The 11390-nt window shown below is 72.1% G+C and carries 7 protein-coding genes; 2 read left to right on the top strand and 5 right to left on the bottom strand.

All coding sequences use genetic code 11. From position 1 onward, the window contains the following. Window positions 1–78 precede the first annotated feature (78 nt). The gene (pepN, locus tag JAO81_RS13780) at window positions 79–2577 is read right to left on the bottom strand and encodes an aminopeptidase N (protein ID WP_199548118.1); all 2499 of its coding nucleotides are present in this window, start codon (window positions 2575–2577) and stop codon (window positions 79–81) included. 212 nt (window positions 2578–2789) lie between these two features. On the opposite strand from pepN, the gene JAO81_RS13775 reads away from it, so the two are divergent. After that, entirely contained in the window at window positions 2790–3113 is a 324-nt protein-coding gene (locus JAO81_RS13775) for a chorismate mutase (protein ID WP_165334321.1), read from the top strand. 21 nt (window positions 3114–3134) lie between these two features. Here the strand turns inward: JAO81_RS13775 and JAO81_RS13770 are convergent, their stop codons facing one another. Next, on the bottom strand, window positions 3135–4055 hold the full coding sequence (locus JAO81_RS13770) for an AraC family transcriptional regulator (RefSeq protein ID WP_199548117.1): 921 nt from the start codon (window positions 4053–4055) through the stop codon (window positions 3135–3137). 132 nt (window positions 4056–4187) lie between these two features. On the opposite strand from JAO81_RS13770, the gene JAO81_RS13765 reads away from it, so the two are divergent. Continuing rightward, entirely contained in the window at window positions 4188–5948 is a 1761-nt protein-coding gene (locus JAO81_RS13765; protein ID WP_199548116.1) for a beta-galactosidase family protein, read from the top strand. 58 nt (window positions 5949–6006) lie between these two features. On the opposite strand, the gene JAO81_RS13760 is transcribed toward JAO81_RS13765, so the two are convergent. From JAO81_RS13760 to JAO81_RS13750, 3 genes are all read right to left on the bottom strand, one after another. After that, the gene (locus JAO81_RS13760; RefSeq protein WP_199548134.1) at window positions 6007–9084 is read right to left on the bottom strand and encodes an endo-alpha-N-acetylgalactosaminidase family protein; all 3078 of its coding nucleotides are present in this window, start codon (window positions 9082–9084) and stop codon (window positions 6007–6009) included. 126 nt (window positions 9085–9210) lie between these two features. Then, entirely contained in the window at window positions 9211–10377 is a 1167-nt protein-coding gene (locus JAO81_RS13755; RefSeq protein ID WP_199548115.1) for a sensor histidine kinase, read from the bottom strand. After that, window positions 10374–11033, bottom strand: a complete 660-nt coding sequence (locus JAO81_RS13750) for a response regulator transcription factor (protein ID WP_199548114.1) — start codon at window positions 11031–11033, stop codon at window positions 10374–10376. Before JAO81_RS13750 ends, JAO81_RS13755 begins: the two co-directional genes overlap by 4 nt. Window positions 11034–11390 lie beyond the last annotated feature (357 nt).

The raw sequence follows: 11390 nt of genomic DNA, 5'->3' as shown, positions 1-11390 counted from the left end.
AGAAGGGCGGGTGGAGGGGTGGGGGGGGGTACGGGAGGGGGGCCCCGGTCCGTGCCCGGTCCCCCCTTCGCGTACGGCTCAGACCCCGCGCACCCGCAGCGCCCGGGCCAGATCGTCCATGTGGTCGGCCAGGCGGCGGCGCAGGGGCGGCGGTACGTCGCCGCCCTCGGCGAGGCACCGCTCCCCCAGCTCCAGCGTGGCCGGCTCGACCACGGCGATCGGTACGGCGTGCCGGCCGATGCCGTCGGCGAGGGCCGGGCCCCTGCGCTTGGCGGTGGCGACCGCGTCCGTGAAGAAGCGGGTCACGTACGGGCGGACGAGGTCGTACTGTTCGGGCTGCCAGAAGCCCTGGGCCGTGGCCACGAACAGGTAGTTGGACAGCGCGTCGGCGCCGCCGAACATCGCCTCCCAGGCGGCCTCCTTCGCGACCGGGTCGGGCAGCGCGGCGCGGCAGCGGGCGGCGCCTTCCTGGCCGGTGGCGCTGGGGTCGTGCAGGAGCTCGGCCTCGATCACGTCGTCGTCGATCGCGCCGAGCACCGCGAGCCGGGTGAGCAGCCGCCAGCGCAGCTCCGGGTCGAGTTCCGGACCGCCGGGGACGGTGCCCTCGTCGAACCAGGCGCGGATGACGTCGGCGCGCTGGGCATGGTCGATGAAGTGGCGTACGGCGGTCAGGCGCGCACCCGGCGAGGAACCGTCCTCGGTGAGCCGGATGATGTCCTCGCACAGGTCGGACAGGAGGGTCAGTCCGGCCGGACGGTCCTCGGGGGCGAGGTAGCGGTCGGCGATCTGGCTGCCGGCGAACGCGAGGACGCCCTGCACGATCGCGAGGTCGCGCTCCTTGGGGAGGTGGGCGCGGGCGGCCTCCAGGTAGGCGGCCGGGGCGAGTTCGCCGTCGCGGACCATGTCGCGCAGGGCGTTCCACAGCACCGTGCGGTTGAGCGTCTCGGGGATGCCCGAGAGCTGGCTCAGGGCGGTCCGCCGCGACTGCTCGTCGAGGCGGATCTTCGTGTACGTGAGGTCCTGGTCGTTGAGGACGAGGAGCGCGGGCCTGCGGCCGGGGCGGGTGGTCTCCGTCCGCTCGGCGGCGATGTCGAGCTCGAAGCGTTCGCGCAGCACGAGGGCGCCGTCGTCCTGCAGATCGGGTTCGTAGGCGGCGACCTGGATGCGGTGCGGGCGGCTGCCTTCGCGGGTGACGGTGAGCTGCCAGGAGTTGCCGGTCTCGCTGACCGCCGGGGTCAGCTTGTCGACGCCCGTCGTGCCGAGCCAGACGCGGGCCCACGCGTGGACGTCGCGGTCCGTGACGGAGGCGAGGTTGTCGATGAAGTCGGCGAGAGTGGCGTTGTCGAACTTGTGGCGGGCGAAGTGCGCGTTGATGCCCGCGGAGAAGTCCTTGTCGCCGAGCCAGGCGACGAGTTGGCGCAGCGCGGAGGCGCCCTTCGCGTAGGAGATGCCGTCGAAGTTGGCCTGCGCGGCGCCGGTGTCGGGGACGAGCTCGGGCTTCGGGGCGACGGGATGGGTGCTGCCGCGCTGGTCGGAGTCGTAGCCCCAGGTCTTGCGGGCGATCCCGAAGTCCGTCCAGGTGTCCGGGAAGCGGGTGACCTCGGCGGTGGTCTGGTAGCCCATGTACTCGGCGAAGGACTCGTTCAGCCAGATGTCGTCCCACCAGCGCAGCGTGACCAGGTCGCCGAACCACATGTGGGCCATCTCGTGGGCGATGACCATGATGCGGGTCTGGCGCTCGGTGTCGGTGACGGCGGAGCGGTAGATGAACTCGTCGCGGAATGTGACCAGGCCCGGGTTCTCCATCGCGCCGGCGTTGAACTCGGGCACGAAGGCCTGGTCGTACGAGTCGAACGGGTAGGGCTCGTCGAACTTCTCGTGGTAGCGGTCGAAGAGCGCCTTGGTGGCGTCGAGGATTTCGTCGGCGTCGACGTCCAGGTGGGGCGCGAGCGAGCGGCGGCAGTGGATGCCGAAGGGCAGGCCGCGGTGCTCGGTGCGCACCGAGTGGTACGGGCCTGCGGCGAGCGCGGCGAGGTAGGTGGAGATCCGCGGGGTCTCCGCGACGGTCCAGCGGCCCTGGCCCTCGTCCTTGGCGATGCCGTTGCCGAGGACGGTCCAGCCCTCGGGCACGGTGACGGTGAACGCGAAGACGGCCTTGAGGTCGGGCTGGTCGAAGGCCGCGAAGACCCGCTGGGCGTCGTCCATGCACAGCTGCGTGTAGAGGTACGTCTCGCCGTCGGCGGGGTCGGTGAAGCGGTGCATGCCCTCGCCGGTGCGCGAGTAGCGCATCTCGGCGTCGACGGTCAGCTCGTGCTCGCCCGCGGTGAGGTGCTTCAGGGGCAGCCGGCCGTCGGCGTACGACTCGGGGTCGAGCGGCTGTCCGTCCAGGGCGGCCTCGCGCAGCGCGGCGGCCTTGAGGTCGACGAAGCTGTCACCGGCCTCACGGACGGTGAAACGGATCACGGTACGGGAGTCGAACGTCTCCTCGCCGCGCGTGAGGTCCAGGGTGACCTCGTAACGCTGCACTTCGAGGAGTCGGGCACGGGTCTGCGCTTCGTCGCGCGTCAGTACGGACATGGGGACATGCTGCCTGATGTGCCGATCCGAGCACAGAGGGGGCCGACGGAGGGGTCTCCGGGGCGGGCGGTCGGGCATCGTCGAGGGCGTGCGGGGCGGACCGGCGCGACGGGGACGGCCGGGAAGAACTCCGGGGTGCGGACGGCCGGGAAGATCGCCAGGGTGCGGACGGCCGGGCGGCCCGGTGCCCCTTCGACGTAGGCTCCCGTGCCATGACCACGCGTGACACCTCCCCGATCGACCCCGCCGTACAGGCCGAGCTGGCCCGGCTGCGCGACAGCATCGACAATATCGACGCGGCCGTCGTGCACATGCTCGCCGAGCGCTTCAAGTGCACCCAGCAGGTCGGCCACCTCAAGGCCGCCCACCAGCTCCCGCCGGCCGACCCGGCCCGCGAGTCGCACCAGATCGCCCGCCTGCGCGCGCTCGCCGAGAACGCCAAGCTCGACCCGGCGTTCGCGGAGAAGCTCCTCAACTTCATCATCAGCGAGGTGATCCGCCACCACGAGCAGATCGCGGGCGCCGCGGAGAACTGATCACGGGCCCGCCGCGCAGCGCTACCGCACCCCCGCCTCCTCGGCATCCCCCTCGCACGCGCCCAGCATCGGCGGGTCCGACGGATCCGGGATCTGCTGGGACCAGCCGCCGGGGACCGTGCGGGCCTGCTGTTCGCGGAAGCGGATCGGGGCCAGGCCGGCGCGGCGGGTGAACAGGCGGGAGAAGTAGGCGGGGTCGTCGTAGCCGACACGGCGGGCGACCGCGGCGACCGGGAGTTCGGTCGCGGCGAGGAGTTCCTTGGCGCGGCCCAGGCGTATGGAGAGCAGGTAGTCCTTGGGGCTGCAGCCCGAGCCCCGGCGTACGGCGGTGCGCAGTTCGGTGGGTGTCATGCCCAGGCGCGCCGCGTGCTCGGCGACGGACAGCGGCAGATACGCGTCGCGGGCGAGCGCCTGGAGCACCGGGTCGCCGTCGGGCGCGAGGTCGGCGCGGGAGCGGCGCAGCGCGACCAGGAGTTCATGGACGGCGGCGCCCGTCTCGACCTCGAGCAGCGGATTGCCGACGCGGGCGGCGCGCGCGATCCGGGTGACGACCGCGCGGGCGGGTCCGCTGTCGCCGAGGGGGACGACGGGCCGGTCCGGTTCGATGTAGCCGAGTTCGGTGTACGTGGCGGTCGCCGGGCCCGTGAAGTCGACGAAGGCCTCGTCCCAGCCGGTGTCGGGATCGGCTCCGTACTGGTGGGGCACTCCCGGCAGCAGCCACACAAGCGCGGGCGCGGTGACGGTGTGGCGGCGCCCGTCGGGCAGCTGGTACCAGCCGCCCCCGGAGCAGATGACCATCGCGACATGGTGGTCGAGGGTGCGCGGCCCGACGGGCGGCAGCGCCCCGTACTGGAGCCCCACGCCGAGGCAGACCAGGCCGAGGCGGTGGTGGACGGGACCGGGCGTGAAGTACCGCATCCACGTGTGATACGTGTGGTTCATGGGGGGTTGCCCCTTCTAGGCCGCTTTCGTTCGCGCCTGCAGTGCAAGCACACCCGATCTTTGTCCATGGACCGGCGCCCCGCCAGGGGGCGAATCTGGCGCTGTACCAGCACAAACCAAGGGGCGGGCGGCATGACTACTTCCCAGGCAGCCGAATTCAGGGTCGGCGACGAGCACTTCGAGCTGGACGGCCGGCCGGTCCGGCTCCTGTCCGGTGCGCTGCACTATTTCCGGGTCCACGAGGAGCAGTGGGACCACCGGCTCGGGATGCTGCGGGCCATGGGCCTCAACTGCGTGGAGACGTACGTCCCGTGGAATCTGCACGAGCCGTCCCCCGGCACGTACCACGACGTCGAGGCACTCGGCCGCTTCCTGGACGCGGCGGCCCGCGCCGGCCTGTGGGCGATCGTCCGCCCGGGCCCGTACATCTGCGCCGAGTGGGAGAACGGCGGGCTTCCGCACTGGGTGACCGGCCCGCTCGGCGCCCGGGCACGCACCTGTGACCCCGCGTATCTGCGTCTGGTGGACCGCTGGTTCGAGGCCCTCATGCCGCAGGTCGTGGCCCGTGAGATCCACCGCGGCGGTCCGGTCGTGATGGTGCAGGTCGAGAACGAGTACGGGTCCTACGGGAGCGACGCGACGTATCTGCGCCACGTCACCGACGTGCTGCGCGATCTGGGCGTGGAGGTTCCGCTGTTCACCTCGGACGGCCCCGAGGACCATATGCTCACGGGCGGCTCGGTCCCGGGCGTGCTCGCCACCGTCAACTTCGGCTCCGGCGCCCGCACCGCCTTCGAGACGCTGCGCCGCCATCAGCCGGCCGGGCCGCTGATGTGCATGGAGTACTGGTGCGGCTGGTTCTCGCACTGGGGCGGCAAGGAGGCCGCGCGCACCCCGCAGGACGCGGCGGCGGTGCTGCGGGAGATCCTCGAATGCGGCGCCTCGGTGAACATCTACATGGCGCACGGCGGCACCAACTTCGCCGGCTGGGCGGGCGCGAACCGCAGCGGGCACCTCCACGACGGCGAGCTGCAGCCTGACGTCACCTCGTACGACTACGACGCCCCGATCGACGAGCAGGGCCGGCCGACCGCGAAGTTCTGGGCGTTCCGCGAGATCCTCGCCGAGTACGCACAGGGCCCGCTGCCCGAACTCCCGGTCCAGCCCGCCGAGTTGGGTGCTCCGGTGAGTGCTTCCTTGGACTCGTGGGCGCCGCTCGACGACGTCGTGTCCGCGCTCGGCGGCCCGGAGACGGTCACCGGGGCGCCGCCCGCCTTCGAGGACCTGGACATCGACCGGGGCCTGGTCCGCTACCGCTTCGAGGTGCCGGGTCCGCGCAAGGCGTATCCGCTGAGCGTGCGCGGGCTGCGGGACCGCGCGGTCGTGTACGTCGACGGGAAGCGGGCCGGTGTCCTGACCGAGGCGGCCCCGGTCCTGGAGACCGAGGTCCCGGGCCCCGCGGTGGTCGAGCTGTGGGTGGAGTCACTCGGCCGGGTCAACTACGGCCCGCTGGTGGGCGAATCGAAGGGCATCACGCAGGGAGTGCTGCACGAGCGGCAGTACCTGCACGGCGTACGGGCCCAGGGCCTGCGGCTCGACGCGTTCGACGACGGGATCGGCGCCGTGGCGCTGCGCCCCGCCGGGGAGCCGGGTGCGTGCGGCCTGTACGCCGGCACGTTCGAGGTGGCCGGCCCGGGCGACGCCCGCATCGAACTCCCCGGCTGGACAAGGGGGTTCGTCTGGGTGAACGGGTTCAACCTGGGCCGCTACTGGTCGGCGGGCCCGCAGCATGAGCTGTACGTGCCCGGCCCTGTGCTGCGCGAGGGCGCCAATGAGGTGTGGGTGCTCGAGCTGGAGGGGGCGGCGGACGAGCGGGCCGTACGGCTGAGCTGAGCCGCAAGCGACAAGGGGGGCGAGCCCGTTGCGGGCCCGCCCCCCTTGTCACCCGCCCCTACACCTCCCGCACCTCGAACGAATCCAGCACGAACTCCGCGACCCCGTCGCTCCCGACCTTGCGCAGGCCGACCCAGGCCTCGCCGTCGGACGGGGCGGTGAACTCGTAGGTGAACTCCGTGGGTCCGGTGGCGACCGGGAGGTCGGCGCGGGTCAGTTCACGGGCCGCCGGGGCGTCCACCGCGGTGATCCAGGCGTACTGGCCGGCCTTCTCGTTCTCGTATCGGAACGTCACCCGGTAGCGCTTGCCGGGGGCGAAGCGGACCGTGTGCGGGACGGTCCGGTAGACCAGGCCGTCGTTCTCGCCGCGGGACTTGAGCGACTCGGTGCCGTCGATGACGTCGTCGATCGCCTTGCCGTTCCAGCCGCGCTGGGTGAACGGGGCGTGCCGCTGCGCGATATGGGTGCGCGGGTCGGTGGCGCCGCCCGAGTCGCCCTTCACGAACGGGCCCCAGCCCTGCGGCACATGCTCGAAGTCCTCGAAGGCCAGGGTCCCTTCGCGTGCGGAGCGGGTGCCGCGCACGATCCGTACGTTGTCGAACCGCACCCGCGCCTTGCCGGCCTCCGCCCGCAGCCTCAGGTCGACGGGACCGCCGCCCTCCGGGACCGTGAACCAGGTGAACATCCGCTGGAAGCGGGTGCCGTGCTTGCGGTCGGCGGCCACGTAGTTGCCGGCGGTGGAGGTGCTGGTCCAGTTGGCGGCGGTGACGCCGTCGGCGGTGCGTACCTCCAGCGTGGCCTTACGGGTTTCGCCGGCCTTCTCCCCCACCTCGACCTGTACGGACGCGGCGTATGTGCCGGGCGCGAGGCGCCGGACCCGCTGGCCCACGGCCGCCGCGCCGCCCGCGCCGATCACCAGCTCGTAGTCGCCGAGCGTGCTGAGCTCGACGGATGCGGGTCCGGAGACGGTCCAGCCGCGCAGGGAACCGGAGTTGAAGCCGGGGTCGTGCAGCGGGGTCGCCTGGCCCCAGGCGGGGTCCGACTGTGCACGGACGCGCTCGCGGTAGATCACGTACGGCTGTCCGGCGGCGGCCCGCAGGGTGACCTTGCCGGCGCGGACCGGTACGTCCTCCACGTACACGCGTCCCTGATCCGTGAGCCGGTACACGCTGACCTTGCCGAGGCCCGCCCAGCCGCGCGGCAGCTGCCAGGTGCTGGAGCCGGCCTTCGGCGCGTAGTGGTAGAGCTTCGCCGGGTCGGTGGCCCTGCGCGGCTCCCACGGCAGCAGATAGCGCCCGCCGTCGTACACCACGCGCCCGTCCGTCGTGATGACCCGCTTGCCGCCCTCGTCGCCCACGCGGGTCCCGGTCGGCCCGAAGAAGGTGATCTCGTGCTCGCCCCAGGTCTTGATCGGGTACGCCTGGAGGTACTTGGCGGGCAGCGACTCGGTCCAGATCAGCTCGTAGAACGTCTTCCAGTCGGTCTTGCCGACCCAGCCCTCGAAGTTGCCGGTGCGCGGAATGCCAAGGAGGGTCGGCCACTTGTCGGCGAAGACGTCCTTGTGGTGGTTGCGGACGAAGCGGATCAGCTGGGAGTTGATGCCGCGCGAGGTGTCAGGACCGTAGTCGGTCTCGGTGGCCCAGTGCGCCCACAGCGCGGACCGCTCGAGGCCGTGCCCCCACTCGGTGGTCACGAGCCAGCCCTGGTCGCGCAGCGCGCGCTGGAGGCGGTCGGAGGTCCAGCCGGACTCGCGGAAGACGTCGATGTAGAGCATGTTCAGGGCCGGGTCGGCGTCGGCCCGCAGGTCGGCGAAGCGCTTGATGATGTCCCCGGACACGAGGTCGCGCCGCTGGTCGATCCGGTAGCTCTGGTCCAGCCAGTCCCACTGCTCGTTGGCCTTGTCGACGAGCGTCTCGGAGAAGGCGTCGGCGACGGGGTACGACTCGGTGGCGTTCACGTGCACACCGAAGTCGGAGTGCCACCTCTTGCCCTCTCTGACCAGGGTGTTGAGGTCGTCGAGACCGCCGGCGCGCTTGTTGTAGTTCCCGGCGTAGTCGGGGTGCGCGGAGTCGTGTCCCTCGGACTGGTAGCCCTTGAGCAGCGTGTACTGGCGCAGCCCGTCCGTGGCGAGAGAGATCCGCTTGACCTGGTCGAGGGTCGCGAGGAACGGATTGGTGGCCTGCGAGGCGAAGTTGAACGGGATATGCGGCACCACCCGCAGATGCTGCTGGTCCGCGCCGAGCGGGGTGACCATGACGTCCCGGAACGCGATCGCCGCGTCCTGCCAGTCGACCTTGCCGTCACCGTTGCGGTCCCGGGTGATGATCACGGTGGCGTACGGCAGCGGCTCGGTGGCGTCCACCGGCGCGGTCGCGGCCCGGTGCGTCCACTGCCCGCACGCGAGGCGCGCCTCCGCATACCCGTCCTTGCGTACGGTGCTGCGCCACAGCCGCCCGTTCTCCCACGTGGTCCCGGCGGCCGAATCGGGCTTGTCGTAGACGGTGTTGGTCTCCACCGCCCCGCCGAGCCGGTCGTGCGCGACGACCGCGTACGCGCAGCCGGCGGGCGCCTCGGCGGGTGTGTCCGCGGTGGGCCGCACGAGCGTGTCACCGCTCTTCGCCTTGTCCAGCTGGATCTTCGCGCCGAGCAGCGCGGCGCCCGGCTGGTCACTGCGTACGGCGAGGAAGGCAAGCCCCGGGATCTCGAGCGTGCCCACGCGCAGCGCTTCGGTGTCCCGTACGGCCGTGACCCGCCAGTCCACCTGCCACCCGTCGACCTCGATCCGGAGGTCGATCTCGGTGCCGCCGTCGAAGGCGAGGGTGTACGTGATCCGGTCGGCCCCGGGTGTGGACGTGACCTTCGGGGTGCGCGCGGTCCCGTCGATCCGCACCTCGGTGACGGGGTCGGACTGGCCGTGGAGCACGGCGCCGGTGCCGCGGTCCTCGTACCGCACGATCCGGGGGAAGGCCGTGTCCACGGTGACCGCCAACTCCTCTGAGCTCACCACGGCGTCCCCCTGGGCCGCGGCGGCCGCGAACTGGGGCACCCCGAGCGCCGCCCCCACCCCGGCCACGGCCCCGGCGGCGACGACCGCCCGCCTGCTGGGCCCCTGGGCTACGGACGGCGTGCTCTGCACGGACTGCGCTGTCGACTGCACTGTGCACCCTCCTCGAACCGGACTTGTCCGGTCACCTTGGGGCGCTGGGGGCGGGTGGGCCCATGGACAAATGCGGGGCAGGTGTTGGACTGACCAACCGCTTCCCTACGCGGGCGAGTTGCTCCGGCCGCCGTCGTACGGCACCACCGCCCGCACCTCCCAGCCGCCCTCCGCGCTGGGCCCCGCGCTCAGCTCCCCGCCGAGCGCGGTGACGCGTTCCGTCAGTCCTGCCAGGCCGAAGCCCCCGCCTCTGGCCTGTTCGTTCAGGGGCGCGGGCTTCGTACCGTCGTCGGCGATGCGGACCTCGAGGCCGGCGGGGACCGTGCGGACTCCGATGCGTACCGCCGTGGCGTCGGCCGCGTGCTTGCGGATGTTCGTGAGGCTTTCGCGGACGACGCGGTGGGCCACGGCCGCGAGGTCGGCGGGCAGGTCCTCGTCGAGACCGGGCTCCACGTAGAGGATCGCGGGCGGGCCGGTGCGCGAGAAGCGTTCGGTCAGATCGCGCAGTTCGGCGAGGCCCGCGACCGGCGCGGTCTCGGGGGCGCCTTCGCGCAGCACCTTGACCAGGCGGCGCATCGCGCCCAGTGCCTCCTCGCCCGCCTTCTCGATGCGCTCGAAGGTCTCGGCGGCCTGTGCGGCGGAGACCGCGGTGAAGCGTGCGGCGCCCGCCTGCACGACGATGCCGGTGACGTGGTGGGCGACCAAATCGTGCAGTTCCCGGGCGAGTTCGATGCGCTCGGCGGACCGTACGGCCTGCAGATCGCGGGTGCGCTGCACGGACTGGTCGCGAAGCAGCAGGGAGTACGCGGCGACCACCACGGTCAGGACCGCGAACAGGGTGGTGTAGCGGCCGGGGTGCTCATCCCGTACCGGAGCGGCCATCGCGGCGAGACCGAGCAGCGGGCCGAGGACCGCGGCCATCCTGGTCGGGGCGCGCTGGAGGACCCCGCTGAGCAGGATGAGGAGGGCGATGGCCTCGGCCAGGCCCCAGACCTTCAGCGGGTGGTCCCCCGCGAACAGCGTCAGCGTCACCGCCCAGGACACGGCCGCCGCGGGCCAGGCCCGGAAGAGCAGCGGCACCCCCGTCCACGGCACCGCGCACAGGCAGACGAAGACGCCGGAGAAGGCGACCAGGGCGTGCGGGTAGGTGGGCTGGCGGGCGAGGGCGACGCCTTCGAAGACGACCAGGGCGATGAGCACCGCGGCGAAGAGCACCTTGGCGGCCGCGATCCGCAGCCGGCTGCGTCCGAACCAGGCGAACAGCCCGTTCATTTCTCGCCCGAGGCCAGTCCGCTCTCCCAGGCCCATGCGGCGATCTCCACGCGGTTTCGGGCGTCGAGTTTGGCCTGCACATTGGCCAGGTGGGTCTTGACCGTGGAGAGCGAGACGAACAGGGCGGAGGCGATCTCGGCGTTGGTCATGCCGCGGGCCAGACAGCGCACGACTTCGATCTCGCGTTCGGTGAGGGGTTCGGCGGGCTCGCGGACCTCGCGGCGTGCGGAGACCGGGGCCATCTCGCGCAGCAGCCGCACGGTGATCGCGGGTGAGACCAGGGAGTCGCCGACGGCCGCGGCGCGTACCGCCTCGATGAGCATCGCGGGGCTCGCGTCCTTGAGCAGAAAGCCGCTGGCGCCGCCGTGCAGCGCGGAGTGCACGTATTCGTCGAGGTCGAAGGTGGTGACGATGACGATCCGGGGGCGTGCGCTGCCGCTCGAGGCAAGGCGCCGGGTCACTTCGAGACCGTCGAGCTTGGGCATCCGGATGTCGAGCAGGAGCACATCGGGGTCGTGCCGCCGTACGGCTTCGAGCGCGGCCTCGCCGTCCACGACGTCCTCGACGACCTGGATGTCGGACTGGCTCTCCAGGATCATGCGGAAGCCGGTGCGGACCATCTCCTGGTCGTCCGCGATGACCACCGTGATCGCCATATGCCGCCGCCTGCCCGCGGGCTTCCTGACATGTGCCTCCCGTGGGACCGGCGCCGTGCGCGGTGCGCACGGGGGGGCGGGCCGCCGAAAGGAGGCCGCAGGGCCGGAGCGGCGCTGATCCAGCCCTGCGATGCCACGTACGACGCTACGCCGCCGGGGTCCGCACGGCCTCGGGCACAAGGCCGACTCCGGGCGGACCCAGATCGGCCGGAAGAACTAGGGCGTGTCTTTCGGATCAGGTCGGATCAGCCCGGGGCGTCTGGTGCGTGCTCTCGGCGTGCCGGCCGGAATCCCGCGTACTGGACGTACTTGGGATTTCGGCCGGTGCGGCGAGAGTGCGTGCCAGGCGTCGCGGGC

This window comes from Streptomyces sp. N35 (assembly GCF_016464295.1).
GTDB lineage: Bacteria > Actinomycetota > Actinomycetes > Streptomycetales > Streptomycetaceae > Streptomyces.
This window is presented reverse-complemented; position numbering and strand designations above follow the sequence as displayed.

Excerpts from the sequence above, each read along its gene's own strand:
- JAO81_RS13775 (WP_165334321.1), top strand. The coding sequence starts at position 2,790 with ATGACCACGCGTGACACCTCCCCGATCGACCCCGCCGTACAGGCCGAG.
- JAO81_RS13755 (WP_199548115.1), bottom strand. The coding sequence starts at position 10,377 with ATGAACGGGCTGTTCGCCTGGTTCGGACGCAGCCGGCTGCGGATCGCG.
- JAO81_RS13765 (WP_199548116.1), top strand. The coding sequence starts at position 4,188 with ATGACTACTTCCCAGGCAGCCGAATTCAGGGTCGGCGACGAGCACTTC.
- JAO81_RS13770 (WP_199548117.1), bottom strand. The coding sequence starts at position 4,055 with ATGAACCACACGTATCACACGTGGATGCGGTACTTCACGCCCGGTCCC.
- pepN (WP_199548118.1), bottom strand. The coding sequence starts at position 2,577 with ATGTCCGTACTGACGCGCGACGAAGCGCAGACCCGTGCCCGACTCCTC.
- JAO81_RS13750 (WP_199548114.1), bottom strand. The coding sequence starts at position 11,033 with ATGGCGATCACGGTGGTCATCGCGGACGACCAGGAGATGGTCCGCACC.